Source organism: Paraburkholderia sp. BCC1886 (genome assembly GCF_900996245.1).
Lineage (GTDB): Bacteria > Pseudomonadota > Gammaproteobacteria > Burkholderiales > Burkholderiaceae > Paraburkholderia.
Window position 1 is genome coordinate 1 of record NZ_CAAJGK010000129.1, and the last position, 26818, is coordinate 26818.

Annotated in this window: 28 protein-coding genes; 14 read left to right on the plus strand and 14 right to left on the minus strand. The window is 61.7% G+C overall.

Annotation, left to right across the window (positions count from 1 at the left end):
* The first annotated feature begins 379 nt into the window (after positions 1–379).
* Positions 380–1555 carry a 4-hydroxybenzoate 3-monooxygenase gene (locus tag FQ746_RS33300; protein ID WP_144114060.1) on the plus strand — a complete coding sequence of 392 codons (1176 nt, stop codon included), beginning with the start codon at positions 380–382 and terminating at the stop codon, positions 1553–1555.
* Between the two features lie 196 nt (positions 1556–1751).
* Entirely contained in the window at positions 1752–2006 is a 255-nt protein-coding gene (locus FQ746_RS33305) for a hypothetical protein (protein WP_144114061.1), read from the plus strand.
* Between the two features lie 68 nt (positions 2007–2074).
* Here the strand turns inward: FQ746_RS33305 and FQ746_RS33310 are convergent, their stop codons facing one another.
* The 3 genes from FQ746_RS33310 to FQ746_RS35445 form a co-directional block, all read right to left on the minus strand.
* Positions 2075–2323: a hypothetical protein gene (locus FQ746_RS33310; RefSeq protein ID WP_144114062.1), complete on the minus strand. Its 249-nt coding sequence runs from the start codon at positions 2321–2323 to the stop codon at positions 2075–2077.
* A gap of 100 nt (positions 2324–2423) precedes the next feature.
* Positions 2424–2792, minus strand: coding sequence for a hypothetical protein (locus FQ746_RS33315; RefSeq protein ID WP_144114063.1), 369 nt, complete (start codon positions 2790–2792; stop codon positions 2424–2426).
* Positions 2793–2852: 60 nt separating this feature from the next.
* Positions 2853–2984 (minus strand): hypothetical protein, encoded by a 132-nt coding sequence (locus FQ746_RS35445; protein ID WP_260854260.1) that lies wholly within the window; start codon positions 2982–2984, stop codon positions 2853–2855.
* Positions 2985–3476: 492 nt separating this feature from the next.
* On the opposite strand from FQ746_RS35445, the gene FQ746_RS33320 reads away from it, so the two are divergent.
* Complete coding sequence (locus FQ746_RS33320) at positions 3477–4427, plus strand: TauD/TfdA dioxygenase family protein (RefSeq protein WP_144114064.1); 951 nt, start codon at positions 3477–3479, stop codon at positions 4425–4427.
* A gap of 213 nt (positions 4428–4640) precedes the next feature.
* A complete protein-coding gene (gene kdgT, locus FQ746_RS33325; RefSeq protein WP_144114065.1) occupies positions 4641–5711 on the plus strand; it encodes a 2-keto-3-deoxygluconate transporter in 1071 nt (356 codons plus the stop codon).
* A 24-nt stretch (positions 5712–5735) separates the two neighbouring features.
* Here the strand turns inward: kdgT and FQ746_RS33330 are convergent, their stop codons facing one another.
* Positions 5736–6311 (minus strand): GNAT family N-acetyltransferase, encoded by a 576-nt coding sequence (locus tag FQ746_RS33330; RefSeq protein WP_409932461.1) that lies wholly within the window; start codon positions 6309–6311, stop codon positions 5736–5738.
* Positions 6312–6403: 92 nt separating this feature from the next.
* A complete protein-coding gene (locus tag FQ746_RS33335; protein ID WP_144114067.1) occupies positions 6404–7849 on the minus strand; it encodes an NAD-dependent succinate-semialdehyde dehydrogenase in 1446 nt (481 codons plus the stop codon).
* Between the two features lie 304 nt (positions 7850–8153).
* On the opposite strand from FQ746_RS33335, the gene FQ746_RS33340 reads away from it, so the two are divergent.
* A complete protein-coding gene (locus tag FQ746_RS33340) occupies positions 8154–8357 on the plus strand; it encodes a cold-shock protein (protein ID WP_144114068.1) in 204 nt (67 codons plus the stop codon).
* Positions 8358–8398: 41 nt separating this feature from the next.
* Here FQ746_RS33340 and FQ746_RS33345 read toward each other — a convergent pair whose 3' ends face one another.
* From FQ746_RS33345 to FQ746_RS33355, 3 genes are all read right to left on the minus strand, one after another.
* Entirely contained in the window at positions 8399–9151 is a 753-nt protein-coding gene (locus FQ746_RS33345) for an ABC transporter ATP-binding protein (RefSeq protein ID WP_409932463.1), read from the minus strand.
* 8 nt (positions 9152–9159) lie between these two features.
* On the minus strand, positions 9160–10047 hold the full coding sequence (locus FQ746_RS33350; protein ID WP_144114070.1) for an ABC transporter permease: 888 nt from the start codon (positions 10045–10047) through the stop codon (positions 9160–9162).
* Positions 10048–10131: 84 nt separating this feature from the next.
* Positions 10132–11250 (minus strand): aliphatic sulfonate ABC transporter substrate-binding protein, encoded by a 1119-nt coding sequence (locus FQ746_RS33355; RefSeq protein WP_409932464.1) that lies wholly within the window; start codon positions 11248–11250, stop codon positions 10132–10134.
* 353 nt (positions 11251–11603) lie between these two features.
* Between FQ746_RS33355 and FQ746_RS33360 the strand changes: the two genes are divergently transcribed.
* Complete coding sequence (locus FQ746_RS33360) at positions 11604–12500, plus strand: ProQ/FinO family protein (protein WP_144114072.1); 897 nt, start codon at positions 11604–11606, stop codon at positions 12498–12500.
* Positions 12501–12610: 110 nt separating this feature from the next.
* Here FQ746_RS33360 and FQ746_RS33365 read toward each other — a convergent pair whose 3' ends face one another.
* From FQ746_RS33365 to FQ746_RS33390, 6 genes are all read right to left on the minus strand, one after another.
* Complete coding sequence (locus tag FQ746_RS33365; RefSeq protein WP_144114073.1) at positions 12611–13948, minus strand: TAXI family TRAP transporter solute-binding subunit; 1338 nt, start codon at positions 13946–13948, stop codon at positions 12611–12613.
* A gap of 117 nt (positions 13949–14065) precedes the next feature.
* Entirely contained in the window at positions 14066–15205 is a 1140-nt protein-coding gene (locus FQ746_RS33370; protein WP_144114074.1) for an ImpA family type VI secretion system protein, read from the minus strand.
* Positions 15202–16269, minus strand: coding sequence for a type VI secretion system baseplate subunit TssG (gene tssG / locus FQ746_RS33375; RefSeq protein WP_144114075.1), 1068 nt, complete (start codon positions 16267–16269; stop codon positions 15202–15204). The genes FQ746_RS33370 and tssG overlap by 4 nt, the downstream gene beginning before the upstream one ends.
* Positions 16266–18149, minus strand: a complete 1884-nt coding sequence (gene tssF / locus FQ746_RS33380) for a type VI secretion system baseplate subunit TssF (protein ID WP_144114076.1) — start codon at positions 18147–18149, stop codon at positions 16266–16268. The genes tssG and tssF overlap by 4 nt, the downstream gene beginning before the upstream one ends.
* Positions 18150–18186: 37 nt before the next feature.
* The gene (locus tag FQ746_RS33385; protein ID WP_144114077.1) at positions 18187–18774 is read right to left on the minus strand and encodes a type VI secretion system baseplate subunit TssE; all 588 of its coding nucleotides are present in this window, start codon (positions 18772–18774) and stop codon (positions 18187–18189) included.
* Positions 18775–18777: 3 nt separating this feature from the next.
* Complete coding sequence (locus FQ746_RS33390; protein ID WP_144114078.1) at positions 18778–19500, minus strand: TagK domain-containing protein; 723 nt, start codon at positions 19498–19500, stop codon at positions 18778–18780.
* A gap of 428 nt (positions 19501–19928) precedes the next feature.
* Here FQ746_RS33390 and tssB point away from each other — a divergent pair, with 428 nt between their 5' ends.
* From tssB to tssL, 8 genes are all read left to right on the plus strand, one after another.
* Positions 19929–20513 carry a type VI secretion system contractile sheath small subunit gene (gene tssB, locus FQ746_RS33395; protein WP_144114079.1) on the plus strand — a complete coding sequence of 195 codons (585 nt, stop codon included), beginning with the start codon at positions 19929–19931 and terminating at the stop codon, positions 20511–20513.
* Positions 20514–20552: 39 nt separating this feature from the next.
* Positions 20553–22046 (plus strand): type VI secretion system contractile sheath large subunit, encoded by a 1494-nt coding sequence (tssC, locus tag FQ746_RS33400; protein WP_144114080.1) that lies wholly within the window; start codon positions 20553–20555, stop codon positions 22044–22046.
* 82 nt (positions 22047–22128) lie between these two features.
* Entirely contained in the window at positions 22129–22518 is a 390-nt protein-coding gene (locus FQ746_RS33405; protein ID WP_222105913.1) for a tlde1 domain-containing protein, read from the plus strand.
* On the plus strand, positions 22515–23027 hold the full coding sequence (locus tag FQ746_RS33410; RefSeq protein ID WP_144114081.1) for a hypothetical protein: 513 nt from the start codon (positions 22515–22517) through the stop codon (positions 23025–23027). Before FQ746_RS33405 ends, FQ746_RS33410 begins: the two co-directional genes overlap by 4 nt.
* 79 nt (positions 23028–23106) lie before the next feature.
* A complete protein-coding gene (locus FQ746_RS33415) occupies positions 23107–23589 on the plus strand; it encodes an Hcp family type VI secretion system effector (protein WP_144114082.1) in 483 nt (160 codons plus the stop codon).
* Positions 23590–23687: 98 nt separating this feature from the next.
* Entirely contained in the window at positions 23688–24233 is a 546-nt protein-coding gene (gene tssJ / locus FQ746_RS33420) for a type VI secretion system lipoprotein TssJ (RefSeq protein ID WP_144114083.1), read from the plus strand.
* An 11-nt stretch (positions 24234–24244) separates the two neighbouring features.
* Positions 24245–25591, plus strand: a complete 1347-nt coding sequence (tssK, locus tag FQ746_RS33425; RefSeq protein WP_144114084.1) for a type VI secretion system baseplate subunit TssK — start codon at positions 24245–24247, stop codon at positions 25589–25591.
* Positions 25573–26796, plus strand: a complete 1224-nt coding sequence (gene tssL / locus FQ746_RS33430; protein WP_409932462.1) for a type VI secretion system protein TssL, long form — start codon at positions 25573–25575, stop codon at positions 26794–26796. Before tssK ends, tssL begins: the two co-directional genes overlap by 19 nt.
* Positions 26797–26818 lie beyond the last annotated feature (22 nt).

Sequence of the window (26818 nt, forward strand, 5' to 3'; positions counted from 1 at the left end):
AGTTCGATTCTCGTCGGCATTCAGGTGCCGGAGAGCGAGAACGATGCGTTCGCGCGCTTCCAGGCGACGCTCGGTTATCCGAACTGGGAAGAAACGCATAACCCGGTGTATCGGTTGTTTCTTGCTTGAAGTGATTGGCAGAAGCGTTTTTGCGGCTCGGGGTTTACCTTGAGTCTGCAAAAGCAGGTTCATCGTGAGACGAATGCCGCAATGTGTCCGCAAGCCTTTGCAGTAAGGGTTATGCCGGCTTCGACCTCGCGCAGCCTGGCTCGTCGTATCGGATCAGGAGATAGTACGTATCCGCCGTATCGCGTTGCGCCATACCGCGCACGATCGTCACACTGAGCGCAAATCAATCGCCGCATTCAGGAGACACCCCATGCGCACTCAGGTTGGCATCATCGGCGCCGGGCCCGCAGGCCTGCTTCTTTCCCATCTTCTTCATTTGCGCGGTATCGAGTCGGTCGTGCTCGAATCGCGCACGCGTGAACAGATCGAGTCCACCATTCGTGCCGGCGTGCTCGAACAGGGAACGATGGATCTGCTGACCGAAGCCGGCGTCGGCGCGCGGATGAAAGCAGAGGGCGCGCTGCATCATGGCTTCGAACTCGCGTTCGAAGGCAAGCGTCGCCGCATCGATCTCACTGGACTCACCGGACATTCGATCACCGTGTATGCGCAGCACGAAGTCATCAAGGATCTGGTGGCGGCCCGCATGGCGGCAGACGGTGCGCTGCGCTTCGGTGTGACCGATACGTCGCTGCACGGTATCGACACCGACGCGCCGTCGATCCGCTATCGCCATGAGGGCACCGAACACGAATTGCACTGCGATTTCGTGATCGGCTGCGATGGTTCGCAAGGCGTCTCGCGTGCAGCGATTCCGCAGGCGTTGCGCAAGGATTTCGAACGCATCTATCCGTTTGGCTGGTTCGGCATTTTGTGCGAGGCGCCGCCGTCGTCGGAAGAATTGATCTACGCACGACATGAACGCGGCTTCGCGTTGATCAGCACGCGCTCGCCCAACGTGCAGCGCATGTACTTCCAATGCGATCCGAAAGATTCCGTCGACAACTGGTCCGACGATCGCATCTGGTCGGAACTGCATGCACGGGTGGATTCGCACGACGGTCAGCAGATTGTCGACGGCAAGATCTTTCAGAAGAACATTGTGGGCATGCGCAGTTTCGTGTCGGCGACCATGCAGCATGGCCGGCTTTTTCTCGCAGGCGATGCCGCGCATATCGTGCCGCCGACCGGCGCAAAAGGGATGAATCTCGCCGTCGCCGACGTGCGTGTGCTGACCGAAGCATTGAACGCGTTCTATACGGAAAATCGCAGCGATCTGCTCGACGGTTATAGCGAAACCGCACTTAAGCGCGTGTGGCGCGCCGAGCATTTCTCTTACTGGATGACCAGCATGATGCATCGTATAGAAGGCGCGTCGCCGTTCGAGCAACAGCTTCAGGTCGCCGAGCTCGACTATGTGACGAGCTCACGTGCGGCCGCGACAGCGATGGCTGAAAATTACGTCGGCATGGCAGTCGTGCAATAGCGAAACGAACGAACGGCAGAAAACGGTGGGGGTTTATACGTAGCGATGCATGTAGTGGTTTGAATTGTCGTGTAGTCAGCAACAGTGAATTCGTGATTAACGGATTTATCAGAAAGAGGCGGACACCTACACTCCTTCCATCGCTGCAAACAACCTTACCCGCAGCGGGCATAAGACAATCTCTGGAGGTGGTTTCATGAAATCGCTCATTCAAGCAGTTGCTGTTGCACTCGTTCTCAGCGCACCGGTTGTTTCTTTCGCGCAGTCGTCCACTCAGGCATCACCCGACAGTTCACAAGCCACTCAGGCTCAGTCGTATGGCCAGCAACAGGCTACGCCGGCTGATTCGACCGGTTACGGTTCTGCCGGTCACGGTTCATGGCAGGCCGGTCATCGGGGTGGCGATACGACGGTCAGTTCGTATTCCCCGCCCGTGTATAACGCACGGTGAGCATGCAATATAAAAAACGCGCGGCATGATTGCCGCGCGTTTTTTTATGCTCGCGAAACTCGTGGTTATCAAGGCAAACGCATCAACGTGACTTCGTTTTGCAGTAGCGCCACCAGATCGTCGTCGGAAGGGCGCGTGCCCCAATGTCGTGCGCCTGCTACCGATGCGATCGCCATCCACGAGTGCGGTGGAAACCATTCACGTAAAAGCACGCCGTCATGACGCAGACACAATTGACCGGTCTGCTCGCTGTATTCCGCGCAGATCTGCATGCCATCGACCGAAGTGCTGACTCGCCGTATATCGCTTCGTAGCAAAGCGTCGCTCCTGCTGAATGGATAGCATGCTCGATGTCACGCGGATCGCAACAGGCGAGCCTCGCCGTGATGGCGGGAGGCCCGTCCGTTTGCGTTAGCGTTAATGGCGATGGCCGTGGTCGCCGCCACCGCCATGACCGCCACCGTAGCCGCCGCCATGACCGCCGCCGTAGCCACCGCCATGACCACCGCCGTGACCATGCCAGTCGCCACCGCCGCCATGCCAGCCGCGGTCGTGATGCCAGCCGCGATGACGCGCTTCCCAGTCACGCCGCGCCCAGTAGCGGTGACCGTCGTAATAGCGGTCGCCATGCCAACCCGGACTGACGACGACAACCGGCGCAGGCGCATAACCCGGTGAACCGATATTCACGCCGACGTTGACCTGTGCCGATGCGATCGACGATGCGCCGATGCCCAGTGCGGCGACGAGCGCCAGCGACGCTGCGTGGTTTCGTGCTTTCTTCATGTTGTATTCCCCGATTAGCAATTGGAAGTGCGCTCAACCCGACGGTCCGCGCGTCTCGACTCAGTAGCGATCGTGGTCGTGATAATGCTCGTGATCGTGATAGCCGCCACCGCCCGGCGGTACGAAAATACAACCGCCCAAAGCGCTGCCCAACGTCGTGGCGAGAATGATGAGTGCGAGAATTTTTTTCATGATGTTTCTCCCGTTTTGCGTGTGATCGAACTTTACTGACGGGTCGCATTACCAGTGTGTTCGTGTGTAACAGGACGTTGTCGTTTCGAGCGATGCCAATTCGCATCGCGTAGACACAGTCATACGCCGCATTCAAACGACGGCAGCGACGCGGCGCGCCTGCAAGCCACGCGTCAAGTAGTTGAACGGGCTATGTAAACCCTTGTGGCATAGCGCGCTATCTGGGCTGTCGAACGCTCCATTGCAAGCATGCTCGCGCCACAGGAGGACGCCCGCGGCAAGCGCCGCACAGCTATGCCCGACAGATACATTCAGTTGCAGACTAGGGTCGAACAGGCCTGCATTCAGCCCTGCAACAGCCTTTGCGCTATTGCATGCTCACGCGAATCGACACGATGCGCAGCGTGATAAGCACTTCGCAAACAAGTCTTTTACGTGAGCAGCAGGCGCTGGTTAGATTGTCCTGATCGCTTCCACTCAGGAGACACCGGCATGGCCCATCCCACCCAACTCAACCCGTTCGCGCGCACCGCGAGTCAGACGCTCGAGATTCATCCCATCACCGGCCGCATCGGTGCGGAAATTCGTGGCGTGCGCTTGTCGGGGGAACTCGAATCGACCACCGTCGAGTCGATTCGCGCCGCGCTCCTGCAGCACAAGGTGATTTTCTTTCGCGGCCAGACGCATCTGCAGGATGCCGATCAGGAAGCGTTCGCCGCCTTGCTCGGCGAGCCGGTTTCGCATCCCACGGTGCCTGTGGTGGACGGTACCGACTATTTGCTGGAGCTCGATTCGAACCGGGGCGGCCGCGCCAATTCATGGCACACGGACGTGACCTTCGTCGCGGCTTACCCGCAAGCGTCGATTCTGCGCGGCGTGACGATACCGGAAGTCGGCGGCGACACGGTATGGGCCAATACGGCGACCGCGTACCAGGATTTGCCGCCGCCGCTGAAGGCGCTCGCCGAGCAACTGTGGGCCGTGCACAGCAACGACTACGACTACGCGAACCACGCGAATGTCGGCGCGCGCGGGCACGATGCCGAGGCGCGTCAGCGCTACCGTGAAGCGTTCGTATCGACGCGTTATGAAACCGAGCATCCGGTCGTGCGCGTGCATCCGGAGACCGGCGAATACACGCTGATTCTCGGACACTTCGTGAAAAATTTCGTGGGCCTCACGCCGTCCGCGTCGGCGCATGTGCTCGAACTGCTGCAAGGCTACGTGACCCGACTCGAAAACATCGTGCGCTGGCGCTGGCAAACCGGCGATGTCGCTATCTGGGACAACCGCGCCACGCAGCACTACGCGGTCAACGATTACGGCGACGCGCATCGCGTGGTGCGGCGGGTGACGTTGACGGGCGATGTGCCGGTGAGCGTCGACGGACGCCGCAGCGTGAGCCGTCTGGTCGAAGCGAACCAGCCGGCCCGCGCGGCCTGAGGCGAAGCGGCCCGAACGCGGACTGCGTCGGTAAAGTATTGATAAAACACGGCTAAAACACGGGTAAACGATGAACACAAACTCTCGTACGAGCGGACCGTCACTCCTGGTGCGATGCTATATTGCGCCGAAAGGGAGCAGCCCGTGATCCGGGCGGACATCACTGCGGGCAACACGCCCGGCCAACGGGACGCAAAAGTCCACGGAGGAGACATGAAGATAAAGAAAGCGATCGACCTGGTCCCAGGCGGTCTGATGCTGGTGCCTCTATTGCTCGGCGCTTGCGTGCATACCTTCGCGCCGGGTGCCGGCAAATACCTCGGTTCGTTCACCAACGGTTTGATCTCCGGCACCGTGCCGATTCTGGCGGTGTGGTTCTTCTGCATGGGCGCGACCATCGATCTGCGCGCCACCGGTCTCGTGCTGCGCAAGTCGGGCACACTGCTCGTCACCAAGATGCTGGTCGCGTGGATCGCCACCATCGTCGCCTCTCATTTCATTCCCATCGACGGCGTCAAGGCCGGGCTCTTCGCAGGGCTCTCGGTGCTCGCGATCACGACGTCGATGGACATGACCAACGGCGGTCTGTACGCGGCGGTCATGCAGCAGTACGGCAGCAAGGAAGAGGCTGGCGCGTTCGTGCTGATGTCGATTGAATCCGGGCCGCTCGTCAGCATGATCATTCTCGGCGCGACCGGGGTCGCGTTTTTCGAACCGCGGCTGTTCGTCGGCGCGGTGTTGCCATTTCTGATCGGCTTCGCGTTGGGTAATCTGGATGGCGAGTTGCGCGAGTTCTTCGGCCGTTGCGTGCATCCGCTGATTCCGTTCTTCGGCTTCGCGCTGGGCAATGGCATCGACCTCGGCGTGATCGTCAAGAGCGGCTTGCCGGGTATCGTGCTGGGGCTCGGCGTGATCGTCGTGACCGGCATTCCGCTGATTTTCGCGGATCGCTGGATTGCCGGCGGCAATGGCGCGGCGGGTCTCGCGGCTTCGTCGACGGCGGGCGCGGCGGTGGCGAATCCGGCGATCATCGGCGAGATGATTCCGCGCTTCAAACCGCTGGTGCCGGCCGCGACCGCGATGGTCGCGACGGCGTGCCTCGTCACCGCGATTCTGGTGCCCATCCTGACCGCGCTTTGGGTGCGGCGCTATCAGGCCACGCATCGCACGCGTGCTGGGTTCGGTTCGGAACCCGTCGTCAATCCGGTGACGACGCCGGTGAGTCCGGTGAGCCCGGTCACCAGCGCGGCCGCGCCGCTGGGTGAGCGGGACGCGCACGTTTGACGATGGTGGGCGCTCGATCCTGACCTAGCGTCCGAGCTTGTCCTGCAGCATCGCCTTGACCACAGGCCATTCGTCGTCGATCAAGCTAAAGCGCACCGAGTTGCGTTTGCGTCCATCCGGCATGATCCGTTCATGCCGGACAATCCCTTCCTGTTTCGCGCCGATCCTCAGAATCGCATTGCGCGATTTCTCGTTCAGCTCGTCCGTGGTGAACTGCACGCGCACGCAGTGCATCGTCTCGAACGCATGCTGAAGCAGCAGATACTTGGCCTCCGTGTTCACCGGCGAGCGCTGCACCGACGCGCTCAACCACGTATGCCCGATTTCGAGCTTGCGATTGGCCCGGTCGATCTTCCAGAAACGCGTGCTGCCGACAATCCTGCCGCTATCGCGCTGTACGATCACGAAGGGCATCACGCTGCCCGCCGCGCGTCCTTCGAGCGCGGTGGCGAGATAGGCGGCCATCGTCTGCGGACCCGGCACGACGGTCAGCGTGAGATTCCATAGCTCGCCGTCGGCGGCCGCCTCGAGCAGCGCCGGCGCATGGTCCGGCTGAAGCGGGCGAAGTTCGACGCTTGCGCCGGTCAGGGTAGGTTGCATCGGTTCTATTAACTGTGGCTGCATGACGAAAAAAAGCCCGCGAACGAATGAACGCTCGCGGGCTTTCGCGGAGGATCGAGCAGAAAGCGAACCTAGACGGCCATGACCGAGACGGCCTTCGTGACCAGGTAAGCCTCCATCGCTTCCGGACCGCCTTCCGAACCGTAGCCCGAATCCTTCACGCCGCCGAACGGCATTTCCGGCGACGGTGTAGCCGGCTGGTTGATCCACAGCATGCCGACTTCGAGTTGTTGCGACAGCAGATGCACGTTCGCGAACGACTTCGTGAACGCGTAACCGGCGAGGCCGTACGGCAGACGGTTCGCTTCGGCAATCGCTTCTTCCAGCTTGTCGAAACCGCGGATGGCAGCGACCGGACCGAACGGCTCGTTGTTGAACACGTCCGCTTCGAGCGACACGTTCGTCAGCACGGTCGGCGCGAAGAAGTTGCCTTCCGAACCGACGCGTTCGCCGCCGGTTTCCACCTTGGCGCCGGTCTTGCGCGCGTCGTCGAGCACCTTGCTCATGGCTGTCAGACGACGCGGATTGGCGAGCGGCCCGAGCGTCGTGCCTTCGGTCAGGCCGTCGCCGAGCTTCAGGCTTTCGGCGTGTTTGACGAGCGCCGCGGCGAATTCTTCACGCAGACTGTTGTGAACCAGGAATCGCGTCGGCGAGATACAGACCTGACCGGCATTGCGGAACTTGGCGGCGCCGGCGGCCTTGACGGCCAGCGCGACGTCGGCGTCTTCGGCGACGATCACGGGAGCGTGGCCGCCCAGTTCCATCGTGGCGCGCTTCATGTGCGCGCCGGCCAGTGCGGCCAGTTGCTTGCCGACCGGCGTCGAACCCGTGAACGTGACCTTGCGGATCGTCGGGTGCGGAATCAGATAGCTCGAAATTTCAGCCGGGTCGCCGAACACCAGGCCGACCGTACCGGGTGGCACCCCTGCATCGACGAAAGCCTGCAGCAGCGCGGCCGGCGACGCCGGGGTTTCTTCCGGTGCCTTGACGAGGAACGAACAGCCGCTGGCGAGCGCCGCGCTCAGCTTGCGCACGATCTGGTTGACCGGGAAATTCCACGGCGTGAACGCAGCGACCGGGCCGATCGGTTCCTTCAACACCTGCTGCTGCGCAGCGAGATTGCGCGACGGCACGATACGGCCATAGACGCGGCGGCCTTCGTCTGCAAACCATTCGATGATGTCGGCTGCCGCCAGTGCTTCGACACGCGCTTCGGGGAACGGCTTGCCCTGTTCCTGCGTCAGCAGGCGACCGATGTCGGCGGCACGCTCGCGCACCAGTGCGGCGGCTTTACGCATCGTGGCGGCGCGTTCGTTCGCGGGAATCTTGCGCCATGCGTCGAAGCCTTTTTGCGCGGCGGCCAGTGCACGATCGAGATCGGCAATGCCTGCGTGGGCCACGTGGCCGATGACTTTGCCGGTGGCGGGATTGACGACGTCGAGCGTCTTGCCGCTGGCGGCGTCGGTCCATTCGCCGTTGATCAGAAGTCGGGTGTCGGTATAGCTCGAGGTGGACATGCTGATTCCTTTAAATGGGAAAACAAGACGGGGGAACTGCGCGACCGGGTGCGGATCGTGGTGCGATGCACCAGACCGGCGTGCCCAAGGATGGACTGCCGAAAGCGATTATCTTATCTGATTGCGAGCATTCGCATCGGGCGCCGCACAGCCGCGGTGCGAGGCGGGCACCGGCCCGCGGCATGCAGCAGTGCCGCGCAAACAGGCGTACAGTCAGGCGGCAAGTCGCAGGAACCGCCGGTCACCCGAGTCACGCCGGCGGCGAATGCAATTCAATCAACCTGGATGCACACGAGGAATCGACATGCCAACTGGAACAGTGAAGTGGTTCAATGACGCGAAGGGTTTTGGCTTCATCACCCCGGACGACGGCGGTGAAGATCTGTTCGCGCACTTCTCGGAGATTCGCAGCGAAGGTTTCAAATCGTTGCAGGAAAACCAGAAAGTCAGCTTCGAAATCAAGCAGGGGCCGAAGGGCAAGCAGGCGGCCGATATCAAACCGGCATGACGGGACAGGCCGGTTCACACCCGAGCGTGTGCAGCCGGCCGTCACACCAGAGGCGCTGTCGCGCCGATTCCCTCCAGCAGTTCATGGCGCAATGCCGCGAGCCTGGCGTCGCGCCGGTCGCGTGGACGAGCGCAATCGACTTCGATTTCGCGCAGCAACTGTCCGGTGCCATCGGCCGCGCTGCTGTTCAGCAGCAGCACCCGGTCTGACAGATACAGCGCTTCATCCAGATCGTGCGTGACGATCAGCGCCGCCGTGCCGTGCGCGCGGGTCAGTTCGAGCAACAGCGCTTGCAGACGCATGCGGGTCATCGCGTCGACGGCGCTAAACGGTTCGTCGAGCAGTAACAGGTCGGGCTGGCCGAACAGTCCTCGCGCGAGTGCCACGCGCTGCGCCATACCACCGGAGAGTTGCTTGGGCAGCGCAGCGCCGGTGCCGGCCAGACCGACTTCCTCGAGCAGCTTCGCCACACGCGGATCGTTGCCTCGGCGCGGCCCCGCCGAAAACGCGATGTTATCCGCCACATCGAGCCACGGAAGCAGACGCGGTTCCTGAAAAATCACGCCGAGTCGGGCCGATGGTCCGCGTTGCAGGTCGCCGTCGATGCGTACCTCGCCGTCGAACTGGCGATCGAGGCCCGCGAGCACGCGCAACAAGGTGCTCTTACCGCAGCCGCTCGGACCGATCAGACTGACGATCTCGCCGCGTGCGATCGCGAAGCTCACGCGATGCAGCACGGCGCGCGTGTCGTAATGCCGGCTGATTCCGCGGACGTCCAGCAGCGGGGTCGAAATGCTGCGACTCATCGTGCACCTCGCGTCGACGTGCCCGCGTTCGCGGTATCGCGCCAAGACAGCACGCGCGCTTCGAGTGCCTTCAGCACGCTGTCGCTCAGCTTGCCGAGCAATGCAAGCAGCAGGATCGCGCCGAACACCAGATCGGGCCGACCGGTCTCGCGGCCGTCGCTCAACAGATAGCCGAGGCCGCGCGTCGCCGCGATCAGTTCCGCCGCGACCATGAACATCCACGCGAGGCTCAGCCCCGTTCGCAGTCCGGTGAAAATCTGCGGCAGTGACGCCGGCAACAGGATGCGCGTGAACTGCGCGCGCCGGCTCAAACGATTGACTTCGCCGAGTTCGACCAGCTTCCGGTCGACGCCCTGAATGCCCGCGACCACGCTCAAATGCACCGGGAAAAACGCCCCGATGGCGACCAGCGTGATTTTCGGCGCCTCGTCGATACCCATCCACAGCAGCAGGATGGGCACCCATGCAAGCGACGGAATCGCGCGCAATGCCTGGAACAGCGGATCGAGTAGCGCTTCGAGGCGGCGGCTCAGACCCATCGCCGCGCCCAGCACGAGCGCGAGCAGCGTGCCGATGCCGAACCCGGCAAATACGCGCGCCGAACTGGCGCCGATATGGCGGGCGAGACGTTCGCCACCGAGCTGCCACAGCGTTTCGGCGATCGTGCTCGGCGCCGGCACCAGATGCGCCGGCAGGATCGATGAACGCACCAGCGCTTCGAGCAACGCGAGCAGCACCAGTGGCAGCAGCAGGCCGGCCGTGCGCCAGGGTTTGAGCGGATCGCGGGGCGACGTTTTGCGATCCGCTGATGGCGCGACGAGCGGCCCGGTGTGGGCCGTCGTCGTTGGCCGCTGGTGAATGGCGAGCGATTCGTCGGTTGCCATAAAGCGAAGTCCTGATGAGTTGATGCGTGCGGTGCAGCGGCTTGGTCGCTCAGTCGCCGCTTGAGTGGTGATCACTCGTATTGATCACTTGCCGCTGGTCGATGCGATAACCGGTTGGGCCGCTTGCGAATCGACCAGCGCATCGATGATCTGATTCAGGTTCGTGTCGGGCTTGACCAACTGTTCCTGCACGAGAATCGGCGCGGCCGCCTTGAGCGCCGTCACCTGCTGCGCGCCCGGTTGCGGATGGCTGAAATCGTTGCGGCTCAATTGCAGGCGTGCGACCGGCAACGACAGCTTCGATTCCTCGGCGACGATTCGGGCGGTCTCGTCGGGGTGAGCGGCGATCCACAGACGGGCTTTTTCATACACCTTCAACACTTGTTCCAGCGTTTCCGGATGCTCGCGAATGAAATCTTCGCGCGCGTTCAGAAAGCCCCAGGTATTGAAATCGACGTTGCGGTACAGCAGCTTCGCGCCGTCGTCGATCTGCGCGGCCGCCATGTGCGGATCGAGCCCGGCCCATGCATCCACCTGACCGTTAGCGAGCGCCGTGCGTCCGTCCGGATGCTGCAGATTGACGATTTCGACGTCGTCACGCGTCAGGCCGACCGTGTGCAACGCGCGCAGCGTGAACAGGAACGGGTCGGTACCTTTGGTCGCGGCAATTTTCTTGCCCTTCAGATCGGCGAGCGTTTTGATCGGCGAATCCTTGCGGACCACGAGCGCGGTCCATTCCGGCCGCGAAAAGATATACACCGCGCGAATCGGATTGCCGTTCGCCTTGGCGAGCACGGCGGCGAGTCCGGCTGACGAGCCGATATCGATCGCGCCGCTGTTCAGATACTCGAGCGCGCGATTGCTGCCCAGACTCAGCACCCACTTGACCTGCGTGTGCTGTGACGCGAGCGCCTGCTCCAGCCAGCCGTTGCGCTTGATGACGAGGCTCTCCGGGGAGTAGTAGGCGTAATCGAGCTTCAGTTCGGCGGGCGGCGCGGCTTCTGCCGTAGCGGGGGAGAACAGCGCGATTGAGGCGGCAGTGAAGGTGGCAGTCGTGATAGCCAGCGCAGCTACGGTTGCCCTGAGCCGGCCGGTCAGGCCGACGGGCAGCAGGCGGCGCGAGCCTTGCCGCGGTGAGGAGAGTGGAAGCGTCGTCGTTAAACCCCGCGTGGTGCTCATGGCTGGTCCTGTCGTTGGTCGAATGTTGGTGAATGTCTGGTTTGTCGCGGTGGAGGGGGAAGGCCGGATTTGGGGCGAGCCTGGGTTCGAGCCCCTGTCCGGCGAAATCCCGACCGGACAATGTAGTCAAAGCGCATGCGGAACTGAACCAATAAATACGCACAATCAAAGCAGTAGCGGCGCTATGGGAGAACTCCTGCGCGGTTGGCGACACCGGCCGGGCGGCCGCTACGCGGCTCTGCACACGGGGTGCTGGCGGAATTGTGCGAGGGTGTTGGCGCGTTGGGACGTCGAGTGCGCGCCACACCGCACGGCATCGTCACGAAGCTGTGGGCACACGCTGCTACAATCCCGTCTTTCTCGACTGATTGTGCGCTATGGGTTTCGAACAACTTGCCGAACTGAAGAAGCAACTGGCCGCTGCTGCTCGCGCCGAAGCCGCGCCTGCCGCCAAGCAGGGTGCGAAGTCTGGCGCCCGGCCGTCCAGGCCTGGTGTGAGCGCTGGCAACCAGCCGAAGCAGGGCGCGAGGCCCGTCGCCAAGGCCGGCGACCAGCAGGGGGCGAGGCCGGCACGCAAGCCGGCGCCGCCGCGCGGCGAAGCCCAGACCGCCGACGCACCGGCGAAGCCCGCGCAAGCGAGGCCGGTGGATGCGAAACCGGTCGATCCGGTCGTCAAATCCATCGGACGATTGCAAAAGCGCTTTCCGGTCGCATTCCCGAAGAATCCGGCGCCCAAGCTGCCGTTGAAGGTCGGGATTTTCGAAGACCTCGTGGTTCACGCGAAAGAGCTGTCGCTGAGCGAAGCCGAGTTGCGCGACGCGATCAAGACCTGGTGTCGCGGCAGCCGCTACTGGAAGTGCCTCGTCGAAGGCGCTGCGCGCGTCGATCTGACGGGTACGGAAGCTGGCACGGTTACGGCGCAGGAAGCTGCGGGCGCGCAGCGTCTGCAGGCGCATCGTGCGGGCCGGGGTGCTCAGAAGGGCGGGCAGAAGGCGGGGTCGCCGAAGGATGCTGCCCCGGCTGATTCTGCTGGTACGGCCGATACGGCCGGTTCGGTCGAGGTGGCGCCGGTTCAGGCATCGGCGGAAGCAGATGCTGGCGAACAGGCGGGTTCGCTCGAGGCTGTCGAACCGGGCAAGGTTGTTAGCCCCGATGTGAAGCCTGAAGCGACAGAATCTGCGGCTTCGTCTACTTCGTCTACTTCGTCTTCGTCGCCTTCTTCGCCGTCGTCGGTGGAACCGGTGGCGACGCCGACGCCCGAAGCGCAAAGCTGATCCACGTTACTGCATGTTTTGCCACCCTGGCCGATCTGGTTCGGGGTGGCTGCTTCATCATCCTTCCTGTTCCGTTTGTCCACTTTCGCCTCCCTTTTTATCGGGCTGGCTCAGTGCGCGGTCGACTCCAGGCGGTCTCGCACGAAACCCACATGCTCGCGTAGTACATAAAACGCATCGGCGTAGGCCAGCGGCATGCGTAGCTGATTCAGCGATTCCTCGATCTGGTCCAGTTGCCTGAATAGCGAGCGACGCTGATCCTCGGTGGAATCGGCGAGCGCGCCGCGTTCGAGCGCGATCAACGCACCGTAATAGCGATAGATGCGCGAGCGGATGCGCCACCGGTACAGCGCCGGAATCAGGCGCATGGCGGGGAACAGCAGCACTGCCATCGGCAGCAGCAATACGAGTGTCCGGTCGCCCACGCTTGCCAGCCAGAAGGGGAGCGTGCGGTATAGAAAACTCTTGCCGGTCCGGTAATAGCGCTGCGCGTCTTCGCTGATCTGATATTCCCGGGCCACGGGGCTCAGAAACTCGCCTGCGCGTTGCAAAAGCCCCGGCATTCCATGTACTTCCTGCGCGGCTTCGATCAATAGATCGGAGATGGCCGGATGCAGATGGCTGCGCGCCACCAGTTCCACGGTCGGGCTGATCAGATGCACCGTGTCGGGCGGGATTCTGCGCCGCAAATCGAGCACGCCGACCGGTAGATCGATCTGGTCCAGATACGGAAAGAGCCGCGTGTACGCGCTGGCTTCGTCGAAATTCATGACCGAGATGCCAGGCACCTTGAGCAGGCGCAGCATGAGTCCGCGCGTGGCCGAGTCGCCGTTGAGGATCGCGGCATCGACATCGCCCGCCACCAGTTGCGTAGCGGCTTGCAGGCCATCTGTGGGAAGCAGGGTGGTGTCTGCGCCGGGCTGGATTCCGTTGGCGTCCAGCAGCTTGAGCGCGAGCAGGCGCGTGCCGCTGCCGTCGCGACCGACGGCAATCCGCTTGCCCTCCAGTTGCGACAGTTGGCTCACACCCGTCCCGCGATAAAACACCACCACCGGAATATAGAAAACACTGCCGAGCGACACTAGCGACGAGGTGTCGATGCCATCGGCCACACCCCCTTGAACCAGCGCGAGATCGACGTGCTGTTTGGGGTCGAGCAGCCGGTGCAGGTTCTGCACGGAACCGTCGGACTCGAGCACGTTCAGCGTGACGCCGTTGCGTGCGAGGATCTTCCGGTACTGCTCGGCTGCGACCAGAAACGAACTGTCGTGCGGGCCCGCGCTGAGTGTGATGGTTTTCGGCGGCGCGGGATCGACGGCCCAAACGATTCCGGTTACCAGCAGCACGACGAGCAATGCCGTGACCACGTACGGCATGGTGTGATCGCGCCATTCGACATGGGGCGCGCCGTTCGGAAAGGACAGGTGAGGCGGGCGCTGCGCTTTCATGGAAGGTCTGTGCCGTGTATCGGGGTGATGGCATTGTCCACTGTCTGGCGCGCGCGTGCCGTCCGCAGTTCGCTCTATTGACCGGATGTCGTGAAGGGCTGCGCGGAGGGTTGATTTTCACGGTTCGCTCTCCCATTGCAGCAGGAGCTCGGGCGGAATCGCCTGCACGATTTCGGTGTATCGCCTTCCGACGAGTTGCTCGGCGCGTCTGAGCAACAGCGGAATCGGACTGCTCGGCTCGTGGGCTTCGAACCAGAGCCGCGCTTCGATCATCCTGCCGAGGGCGGTTTGACGGTCGGCGAGCAGCGCCGTGGTTTCGATGATGTGAGGTCTGTCGTTTTGCGATTGAGTGGTGGCCGTTTCCGGCTCGCGGGTGGTTTCTGCGCCTGTTTTTGGGTTTGTCTCCGTCGTTGCCGTGACGGTTGCTTCGGTGGTCGACTCAATGTTTGAGTTTGCGGTCGGAGCGGCGCGCACGGGTGTAGCTCGATCCACTTGCCCGGTCGATCGCGCTAGCCGACGCAACAACATGCCCATCACTTCCAGGTTCGGAGCGAAACTTGCCAGATGCGACCTGGACCAGCTTTCGATGAGTTCGAAACTTGCCAGTGCCCGATCGAATCCACCCAGCCGTTCGGGTGTACGCGCGCGCAGTTCGTCGAGCTGCAGATTCACGGATTCCTGCGTGAGCGAATCGGCCCGGCGCGGCCGTGCATACGCGCGTTCCACGTCGCGGACCAGCAGGCGCGTCGTGCTCGTCCCCACGAGAACGATCGCCCGCAAGTCGCCGAGCAGACCGTCCGCGTCGACGAGGGCAGCCAGCGCGTTGGCGCGAATTTGCAGTGCGGCGTCGCGTTGGGCATCGACATCGGCTTGCGGATGGATGGAATCGGGAAAACGGTCGAGCCAATGCGCGAGCAGACTCAGGCCTTGCGCCAACCCGGCGCCTCCGCCCTGCCGCGTACGGCTGCGCGCAAATACGATGGCGAGCCGGATGTCCCTGCTGCGCGTCATCAGACCACGGCAGCCGCGCTCGATCTCTTGCCAGTCGATGGGTTGCGGCGCCCTGATGAAGTTGCCGTACTGCACATCCGGCTGCAACGTCGTTTTCGCAGACAACACCACGTACGCCGGGTCGTATTCGAGATCGACGCCGCAAGGCGCGTCATGGGAGAGCGCGTCGAGCCAGTCCGATGGGCCGTGCCCGGCAACGGCTGTCGTAGTCGATGTCTTCGGGCTAATGCCGGATCGTGAGTTCATTGGCGTACCCCCCGCGAAGAGTGAGGCGCTGTCCATGCATGGTGTTCGGGTTCGAAGCGCATACCCGTGATCGCTTCGTCGTTCGGCGAGTGGCCGAGCCAACCGGACCAACCGAGTCGTTGCGGGCCGCACAGGATTGCCGCAGAGGCGCCGTGCGGAACGATTTGCAACTCCAGTTCCCATGCGAACTCGTACCCGACGAAGGTCCGCATCCACTCGATCAGCTTTGCGAGATTCTCGCCGTGCGGCGTGAAGCGCAGATACCCGGCCATATCGAGCGGCCCGATGACGACCCGGAACATGTGCTGCCGGTCGGGTGCAAGCTCGCCGAGCAGTGCACCTGCCGACAATACGGACTCGGCGCCGGGTGCACCGAGTCTGCAGTGCTCGGCGGGATCGATAGCGATCCAGTTCCACACGTGTTGTTCGATCGCGACCGGTACATCGAAGAAGCGGGCGAGCATGGTTTGCAAGCCGACGGGGCTGCGTGCTTCCTGCACCAGATGCGCGCCCGCCGACAGCCGGGCATGAGCCGCCAGACCGATGCGGCTGGTTCCTGCGGAGCCTTGTCCGAGAAGACTGGCGACGTAAAACGTGAAGCGCTCTTCACCGGGACGATCCAGCCCGGCAGTCGCTTGCGCCGATGACCACGCGCGGTAAAACAACGAGAAATAGCGGTGATGGAAGAGATCGAGAAAATCGACCAGTGTGCTGTCCCGTCGCCCTTCGAGTTGCTCCCGTGCTATCTCCGTGACATGCAGGGGCAACGGTCCGTTCGGTCCCAGCATACCGAGACTGAACAAACCGACTTTTAGCCGTGACGCCGAGTGATCGACGCTTGCGATCTCGCGCGGCGCAAACGCGAGGCCCGGATGCTGACCGAGCCGATACGCTTCGGCTCGTGGCCGCGAGGTACGGCCGACGGCCGCGGTTCTGGAATGTGCATCGATGCACCGCAGTAGGCTCAGGAATCCGTACTGCTCGGGAGGCACGGGCTGTTCGTATGTCGTCTGAGCGGAGAGCTCAGTGTTGCGTTCGACGCGGGTCGTAAACAGCGGCTTCATCGGCAAGGTCCTCGTTCGACGATGCGTGCAGGCCAGCGAGCGATGCAACCGCGCGACACCGAAATAAGTTCGGTTTGCGTGCACACATTGAGCGATGCCCGAAGCGCGAAGACCCGTTCCAGAATCGTGCCGAACAGGTACGGGCTGGTGCCGGAGAAGCCGGCTTCATCGACAGTCAGCGAGCACGTCGTACCGTGGCCGAAGACGAGCGGACCTCGGCCTGGCAATCGCTGAATGACAGATTGCAGATGCATGCCGACGAGACTCCCGATCTGTTGACGTGGCGCTTCGTCACCCTCTCTCAGGAACAGGCTCAACCAGTCGCGTAGTGTTTGCGCCTCTGCATGGGGATCGAGTTGCGTGTGCGGCAGGTAATTGAAATTCAGTAGCCGTATCAGCCGTGCGGCCCGCTCGGCCTCGGGGTGAGGTGCTTTCGGCGTGCTGGGCGCGCGGATCAGTCCGATGCTGCCGATTGTCGCGAAGTCCGACGCGCTCAGATCGTCGATGCCGTTGCGCGGTACCAGGGTCGGCAAATCGCGATTGGTCAGCCAGGCGTCGACCGATAGATAGCACAGGTTCGCTGCATAGGGAGCGTGATGCTGGTCGACCAGCGATACGAAAGTCTCCGTTCCCCGATACGCGTTGCGCTCACCGTATTGCCGAACCGAGTCCGAAATCAGACGATGTTCTCGGCGCTGTGAAAAGTAGCGTCCGTAATTGCCTGGGTCGCTGTTGAGCGTCTCATAAAGGCTTCGGAACGCTACCGTTTCAGAGCCGCTAGCCGTTCGACCCGTTACGCGTTCGACAGCGAACACTTCGTAGTCGAGGGGATGCCGACGCGCCGGCACTACGTGAAATTCGCTATCGGACGGTGAGATCCGTATCTGGTCGGTCTGCTGCCTGAACAGGTTGATGACAGGCGTACAGAACAATGCAAAGTCCGATGTGTCGATCCGATCGACCAACGCCCCGGCCTTGCGGTCGAGCAACACGACGATGTCCGCCTGTTTGCCGTTAATCTGTCGCAAGCCGGCTTCGAGCCCGTTCAATGTGAACGAGTAGAAGCAACTCGGACACGCAAAGTATTCGCTCAGGAGACTCTGGCCCACGCAGTTCGAATGGATGGGCGTCAGCAAACGCTGGTCCGCGTTCACGCTGTCCAGTGAGATTGCCTCAGCGCTAACCGCTTGCATCGCCCGACCCGATTCGCCTGGTTGCGCGATCAGCGTTGCAACGGCACTCGTGTGCAGCAGTTCGAAAAGGTGCGACGCAACGTGCTCGTCGCCCGCGAGATAGACGGGCAGTGTATCGAGACCTCGTAGGTCGGTCAGGTCGATGTCCGCGGTTGTACGCAAGCGCAGACGCAAAGCGGCCCGCACTTGGCCGTGCGTCGTCGTGGGCAGGTCGGGCAACTGCAGGTCGGACGGAAAGCCGGTGAGCCGCGCGCCGACGATTTCCAGCGGATACAGCGTGAGCTCCCGTCCGCTCCGGAAGCGGCAAGCTGTTTGCTCGCCGTCGGGTACGCGCGCGGTGAAGATGGAGCCGCGCGGCAGCTTGACGCCGTTGCGAAGGGCGTTGCCGTCGCGACAGGGGAAAATTCGCGCGACCGCCATCGACGGTACCGGCGCAACGCAGTTCGGATAGAACAGGTCGAGCAATTGCGTGGCAAAACGGGGAAATTCGCTATCGAGCTTGATCCGCAGGCGCGCTGCCAGGAAACAGAACGATTCGACGATCCGCTCGACATAAGGGTCCGCGATTTCATCCGGCTGCAAGCACAACCGTCGGGCGATGCCTGGATGCGCCCTTGCAAATTCGCCCGCGGTGTCGCGCAAGCGGATCAATTCCTGGTTGTAGTAGTCGAGCAGTCGCGGGTCCATACGGGTCTTCGATATCGCGGGTGGTTTGGGGGCTGGTTTATCTTCGCGTTGCGGCCGGTTGTCGATGTTTAGCCGTGCGCGCGTTGACCACCTGCATCCGGCTGGTTTCGAGATCGAGCGAACTGCTCAACAGGAAATCCAGCGGGTAGGGTTTCATGTTCATCACTCCGCTGACTTCGAACATGAGCAGGTTGTACGCGATACCCGTGCTCGCCTGCGAGATGGGCAGCACAGCAAGAGACGCCGGCAGCACGCGTGGCTCGAATTCGAGAATCGCACGACGAATAACGCGCTCAATGTCGGACCAACGGCGGGTGGCGAGACAGGTTCCACAGAGCGGTGGAATGCCGAAATTGACAGTCGAAGCCGCTGCCTCCGGAAAGCGCGCACGATCGATCTGATCTTCCAGACTGGTCGTACTCAGCAGGTAGCCCAAATCGCGCAACAGGATCTCGCGCATCCGTGCACGCGTAGGCGCGCATTCGGACGATGTCTCGTTGATCCGGCGCGGCGCATCGTGGCACAAACGGTCGAGTAAGGTCGGCAACACGGTGGCATTCGCGCGTCGCAGTTGGCGCACCAATCGCCCGTTGGACTGGCGGGGGAGGCTTCCGATGGTGGACATTCTCTACTTCTCCTCTCCTGGCGCTTCGAGACCCGGTGTGAAGGCTTCGAGAAAATGAAGCGACGACACGTGATCGGGTCTGCTTGGGCGGGTGCTTAGGCTTGTGCCTGGGTGTCGATTGCCGGTTGCCTCTGTAAAGCGCGGACAACGAAGCGGAGTGTCGAGACTGACCGCGTGATGTTCACGGAGCACGAGTTCGGGAGGCCTTCGCGCAGGTTCCTGCGCGTCTATTGGTCCATTGGGCGCGAACACCCGCAGGATTTCCGGGACGACTGTTTGCTCGGGGTCTGGCAGGTTGTCGATGCGCACAAGGCCGAACTCGGCGTCGATGCTACCCGGCTTCGACAGCAACGCTTCGATCGAGTCACGAACGCGCCATTCGTGCTGGCGTGGTCTGTCCCGGGACGGGTCCACGCTGGCCGGCGGAGGGGCCACGTAGGCACTCAAATCGACGTCGGGCCGCATTTGCGGATCGTAGAGCGCCTGAAAGTACTGACCGCGCAATGCCGCGATCAGGTCCTGCGCCACTATATTGCTGGGCGGGAAGGACGTGCCGTTGCTAATTGATTCTGTATGCGTCTCATTGAGTCTGCGAGCGGCCAGATATTTCTTGGTAAAAGAACCGATTTGCGTCTTGAAAATAAGGCAATTGATTTTCGGATAATCTGAATTTTTCTTAAATAGTCCTATGACTATTGCTGCGAGGAAGTAAAGGATAGGCGTCATTTTCGGCCTCCGAAAGAGTCGATGGATTATCGCTATAAATCTCCGAATTTTCAACGTTTCTTCGCCGTGATCGCTTCGACAGCAAGACCAGCGGGGTCGATGTTTTGGCTATAGGATTAATCCGAAATTCGTTAAAACAATCATTCTAAATTTTAGTTGTTGTCGATATCTTCACAAATACGTCGGACCTGGATATATTGAGCGAACGGATTTTGTTTAGATTCAATTGGGCATCCCTGCATCTCAATTAAATTTCAATCTGGCGACTCTGGCTTTATTAATCAGAGGCGTTGGTATTCGCTTGCTTCGAGAATAAGCTTGTTTTTAAATTGATTTGGCGTTGGGGAGGATTAAATCCGGGCGATTTTTAGTTTTGATTTTCTCTTGCAGCTCATTTCATCAACCGCCGGCAGCGTTAGGAGGCAAGTATGTTCACCGCCACCAGTTCACAAAAATTCATCGGGCGTAATCGGGCGCCTCGCGTACAGATCGAATACGACGTGGAGTTGTACGGTTCGGAGCAGACCATCGAATTGCCCTTCGTCATGGGTGTGCTCGCCGATCTGTCGGGTACGCCGGTCGAGGCGCAATCGCCGCTTGCCGAGCGAACCTTCCTCGAAATCGATATCGACAATTTCGACGAACGCATGCGGGCCATCGAACCGCGAATCGCCTTCGCGGTGCCGAATCGATTGACTGGAGAGGGGCTGCTGGCCGTCGACATGCGCTTCGAGAGCATTGAAGACTTTTCGCCGGCGGCGATTGCATGCAAGGTCGATTCGCTCAAGCGGCTACTCGACGCCCGCACGCAACTCGCCAACCTGCAGACATACATGGATGGCAAGGCAGGTGCAGAGCGGCTCGTCACGCGGTTGCTCAACGACCCGGCGTTGTTATGCGCGTTGGCGGCCTTGGCCGGCCCGCCGAGCAGGACGACAGACACATCCGGCAGGGACGTGCTTGATGAGCCGGCTGAGCCGCAAAAACCGACCGACAGCAGCGACATCGCCTGATGCCCCGAACCTATCCACTCGCGCCAGGAGGACCCCATTATGACGACACTTCAAACCGAGGTTGCGGTCGCGCCACCGCGAGCCGACCAGGACTTCACGCTGCTACTCGAGCAGGAGTTCAAACCGAAGACGGACGAAGCGCGCGAAGCGGTCGAAATCGCATTGCAGACGCTCGCCGAGCAGGCACTCCAGCAGTCGGTCACGATCAGCGACGACGCGTATCGAAGTATCGAGGCGCTCATTGGCCGAATCGATCAGACACTGTCGGAACAGATCAATCTGATCCTGCATCACGACGACTTCCAGAGGCTCGAGTCGGCGTGGCGTGGGCTCCACCATCTGGTTTCGAATACGGAGACCGACGAGACGTTGAAGATCCGCGTGATGAACGTGTCCAAAGAAGAATTGCGGCGCACGTTGAAGCGGTACAAGGGGGCCGCCTGGGACCAGAGCCCGCTCTTCAAGCAGATTTATGAAGAAGAGTTCGGTCAGTTAGGTGGCGAGCCGTACGGTTGTCTGGTCGCCGACTATTACTTCGACCACACGCCGCCCGATGTCGATCTGCTGCAATCCATAGCGAAAATCGCGGCAGCTTCACACACGCCGTTCATCGCCGGGGCTTCGCCGGCGGCGCTGCAAATGGAGTCCTGGCAGGAACTCGCGAATCCACGCGACCTGACCAGAATTTTCGCGCAAAACCTCGAATACGCGCCGTGGAATGCGCTGCGACAGACCGAGGATGCCCGCTACCTCGGCCTTGCCATGCCACGTTTCCTGTCGCGTTTGCCGTATGGCGCCATGACCAATCCGGTCGACGAATTCGATTTCGAGGAAGACACCGACGGCACCGATCACAGTCGCTACGCATGGACCAATGCCGCTTACGCAATGGGCGTCAACATCAACCGCTCTTTCAAGCTATACGGCTGGTGCTCGCTGATTCGCGGCGTGGAATCGGGCGGCACCGTGCAGAACCTGCCGTGCCACACGTTTCCCACCGACGATGGCGGCATCGACATGAAATGCCCGACGGAAATTGCCATTTCCGATAGACGTGAGGCCGAACTCGCGCGTAACGGATTCATTCCGCTCATTCACCGCAAGAACACGGCGCATGCCACGTTCGTCGGTGCCCAATCGCTGCAGAAGCCCGTCCAATACGACGACGTGGACGCAACGGCCAACGCGAACCTTTCTTCTCGCCTGCCGTACCTGTTCGCGTGCTCTCGGTTTGCACATTATTTGAAGTGCATCGTGCGCGACAAGATCGGCGCGTTCAGCGAGCGTGAGGACATGCAACGCTGGCTGAACGGATGGATCATGAATTACGTCGACGCGGACCCGGCCAATTCATCGCAGGAGACCAAGGCGCGCCGGCCGCTCGCGGCGGCTGAGGTGCTGGTGGACGACGTCGAGGGCAACCCCGGTTACTACCGGGCCAAATTTTTCCTACGGCCACATTTTCAGCTCGAGGGGCTGACCGTATCGTTGCGTCTCGTCGCAAGATTGCCGTCGATCCGTGCGGCGGCCTGACCCGATTCGACGGGCCACGCGTCGAGCTGGCGCCACGTTCGAACAGGAAACAGCCGGTCGTTTAACGCTGTCGTATGCGTGCGTGGCGACCTTCGAAGGGGAAATCAGAACCATGCCTTGGACGTATTTTCAATCGACTGGTGTCATGCAGGACCCGGAAGGAAACCTGATTGCCACCGGCTATTCCGGTTTTGGCGACGGCCGCAACAACACGTCGATGGAAGGGGTGCCGAATATCGGCCCGATTCCACGCGGTTCTTACCGTGTCGGCCATGCGCGCATTTCTACGCATACCGGCCCGGTTTCCATGGACCTGATGCCGATTGCTGCGACGCAGACCTTTGGCCGCAGCGGTTTTCTGGTTCATGGCGACAACCTTTCGCATACCGCATCGCACGGGTGCATCATCCTGGCCCGCGCTGTCCGGGAAAAAATCGACCGTAGTACCGACAGAGAGTTGACGGTGAAATGAAATCGACCCGCTATCTCGAACTAGCCTTGATCGTGTCCGCGCTCGTGTTATCAAGCGCGTGTTACGCGGCGACCCTGAGCCCCGCGCAACTGGCAGTAGACATGCGTTCGCGGGGGCCAACGGCCGTCGTCCAGATGCTCGATCGCTCGGGGCGTTTCGACGCGGTGCTCACCAGCATCGCATCCGGCAACACGGCCTGGGTCGGGCTCGCGCCGGAACTGTCCAAAGGCACCGACGCAGGCGCTTCGGCAGGGCTCGGTATCGCGCTCGCAACGGCTCTGCCCAAAAATCCGCAGGCGGTGCTGCAGGTTCTGGACGGCGGTCCCGTCATGCGTGCGGACATCGTGTGCGGCGTGCCGTTTGTCGAGCCCACGCGTCGTTCCGTCTCCGCGTATCTTCGGCGGGCGATACCGGCGGTGACGCGCGTGTCGCCGGCCAAGGACTTCGCCCAACGCAGCGCCTGCCTCGAAGCGCTGAATCGCGCCAAGGCTGCTGCGGCTGCGCTCTAGCTACACATGTCGAGCGGGCCGACGCAGGCTCCCATGCGAGGCCGCCCGTTCTCAACCAATTCTCAAACAGGAGTGGTACGTGGCTCAGGACATCTTTCTAAAAATCAGTGGCATCGACGGTGAGTCGCAAGACGCGTCGCACAAGAACGAAATCGAAGTGATGAGTTGGGGATGGCGCGTATCGCAGTCTTCGAACATGCATGCGGGCTCGGGCGGTGGAGCAGGCAAAGCCAGTGTCGACGACCTTGCATTCGAGCATTACGTGGACCGAGCCAGTCCAAACCTCATGAAGTATTGCCTGACCGGCAAACATATCAGCGAGGCGACCCTGGTCGCGCGCAAGGCGGGCGGCAACCCGCTCGAGTACTTCAAGCTGACCATGAGCGATGTCATCGTTACCGCGGTTCAGCCTGCCGGCTGTATCAATGAGGAACGCATGCGTGAACAGGTCCGGATGTCGTTTGCGAACGTCAAGCAGGAGTATGTGGTCCAGAATCCGCAAGGAGGCAGTGCAGGGGCCGTAACGGCTAGCTATGACATCAAGGGCAATAAGGAATCCTAGGGCACGGAAGGAGCGGTTAGGGCGACTCGCCTGCACTCACGCGCCGCATGATCAGTCCGTCTTGCAACCCACCCCTTCACTTCTGGAGCAGGAAATCGATGCGCTCTCGAGAATTCGCAGCTACGCCGCTCGAAATCGCTTCACTTTTACGAGCGCTGACCGCATGCGGTCTGGTTGTTACGCTGGCCGCCTGCGCATCGGGGCATTCGGACGTCGGTGCATCAAGGGAAACGCGCCAGTTGATGCTGTCGATCGTGGCGACCAGAGAGGTCAATCCGGACGACACGGGTCGTGCAGCACCGATCCTCGTGCGCGTGTACGAACTCAGCAACGACGACGCATTCGAGTCAGCCGATTTCTTCTCGTTGCGCGATAAGGAGAAAGTGGTGCTCGGCGATCAGATACTCGTACGCGAAGAATTTCTGCTGCGTCCTGGCGACGCGCGCGTCATCCGGCGTACCGCGAATCCGCAAACGAGGGCGATTGGAATCGTCGCTGCTTACCGTGATTTGCCACACTCGGTGTGGCGAGCGAGCTATGCGTTGCAGCCCGCGCCGACTGCCGTGTGGTACAGGCGCGGCGACACGATCGAACTGAACATCGAACTCGGCGCCGCTGCCGTCAAGGTCTCCGAACACAAGTAATGGAATCAGGCATGAGCTGGCATAACAAAGTGGTTTGGAGCGAGGGGCTATTTTTGCGCCCGCAGCTGTTTCAACAGCAGGAGCGTTATCTCGAGCGTTTCGCGCACAAGCGTGCTGCGCCGTTGTCGCCATTTTTCTTCGGCTTCAGCCATTACAGCATCGACAGTGAGGCACTCTCGATCGGCAAAATCGTCGTCAAGGGAGCGACCGGCCTCTTTGCCGACGGCACGCCATTCGATACGCCGGGCAGCGTGCCGCCACCCGCGCCGCTCAGCATTCGGGAGGAGCATCTCGATCAGGTCATTTATCTGGCCGTGCCGGTTCGCTTGCCGAATGTCGAAGAAATCAGCTTTGACCACGCTGCCGACTCGCTGGCACGCTATGGCGTCTTCGAAACGGAGTTGCGAGACACGAATTCGATTGCGCAAGGGCCGAAGGCCGTGCAACTCGCCCACTTGCGCGTGCGGCTCGTGCCGGAAAAAGAACTGACTGATGCATGGATTGGCCTCGCGCTGACCCGGGTCAAGGCGGTTCGCGCCGACAGTAGTGTCGAGCTGGACGATAGCCTGGTTCCACCGGTGAGCGGTTACGGCGCCAGCCCGTTGCTGACGGACTGGCTTGTGCGTATTCACGACCTCACGCGTTTGCGGGCCAATGCGCTCGCACGGCGGCTGACCGGCGGCGATGGAAAGGCCGCTACCGTATCCGAAGTTTCCGACTATTTGCTGCTGCAATCGCTCAATCGCTATGAGCCGCAGCTTCAGCACTGTTTGCGTGTGCCAGCTACGGCGCCGGTCGAACTCTATGCGCTGCTTCTCGGCATGGCCGGCGAGTTGTCCACGTACGTGCGCCTGGAGACCCGGCGTCCGCTCGATTCGCATCCCGCCTACCAGCATGCCGCGCCGCATCTCAGCCTCAAGCCGTTGGTGGACGACACCCAGCGGCTCCTTAACGCGGTGCTGGTACGCGGCGCGGAGCGCATCGAGTTGCAGGAACACGCACACGGGATGTGTAACGCGGTGCTGGACCAGGCCGAAGTACAAGGTTTTTCTGCCTTGGTGCTGGCCGTGCACGCACAAATGCCGTCCGACGTGCTGCAACAGCAATTCGCGCTGCAGTCGAAGGCGGGCCCCTCCGGGCGTTTGCCGGACCTCGTGCGCGCGCATCTTCCGGGCATCGTGTTGCAGGCGCTGCCCGTGCCGCCAAGGCAGATTCCGTTCAATGCCGGGTATGTCTACTACGAGTTCACGCGTAGCGGTGCGCTATGGGATGAAGTCGCCCGGTACGGCGGCCTGGCGCTGCACGTGGCGGGAGATTTTCCGTCGTTGAAGCTGGAGTTGTGGGGCGTACGCGGATGAGTACGTCGGCGCCTACGGTCTTCTCGCTTCCCGCAGAGCCCTATATTGCCCGGCTCGAGGCAGTGAAGTCGTCGCCGAGTCCTTTGCTTGAAGCGTCGCGGGTGCTGTTGCGCGCGCTGTGCGACATGCCTGACGATCTGCCAGCCGAAGACAGAGACGTTCTACGGCGGCTTCTCGAGTACGAAGTGCGCACGCTGGAGAAATTATGTGATGAAGCCAATGTCCGTCGCGATCATCGGCTGGGTGCCAGCTACTGTCTGTGCACGGCGCTCGATGAAGCCGCGATGCAGACATCTTGGGGCAGCGCTGGCAACGGCGGCGTCGAATGGATTACCAACGGCCTTGCCTCCACCTTCCACCAGGATCGTGAAGGGGGCGACAAAATTTATCTGCTGATTGCGCGTCTTCTCGCCGAGCCATACGAGCATATCGATTTGCTGGAGGTCATCTACCGCGTGGTGAGCCTTGGGTTTTCCGGGCGCTATCGGTTCGAACCCGAGGGGAATCGCAAGCACGATGCGGTGCGGCAGCGTCTGTATGGTGAGATCGTCGCGCAGCGAGGCTTGCCGCCAGCCGCGCTGTCGCCTCATTGGGTCGGCGACACACAGGGGCGTAGCCAGACATGGCGCGACCTGCCGGTCTGGGTCACGGCACTCGGAATGTCGCTGATTCTGCTGGCGTCGTTCGCCTACGCGAAGTATCGACTCGCGATGCGCACTGTGGCTGTCCAGCAGGACATCGCGGCGTTGGGTCGTCTGAGGCCGCTTGCGGAGCAACCGAGGCTGCGTCTACAAACCTTGCTCAAAGACGAGATCGCCGCGGCTAAGGTTAGTGTCGAAGAAGACGAGCATCACAGTGCAGTGACGTTTCACGGCGACGACATGTTCGTGCCGGGAACAGCCGCCGTGAACGCATCGATGGTGGCGCTCATCGGCCGAATCGCCGGCGAAGTCCGGAAAGTGCCCGGCAAGGTGACGGTCACCGGACACACGGATAACGTGCCGATCCGCGGTCGTGCGTTCGAGTCCAATCAGGCGCTGTCCGAAGCGCGGGCGCAACAGGTCGTGCAACTGCTGCACGGCGAGGGCGTGCCGGAAGGCCGGCTCGAAGCCGTCGGGCGAGGCGATACGGTGCCGATCGCCGATAACCGCACGCTGCAAGGCCGCGCGCGCAACCGTCGCGTGCAGATCGACGTCGTTGAATGAGAGCCCCGCAGATGCTCAAATT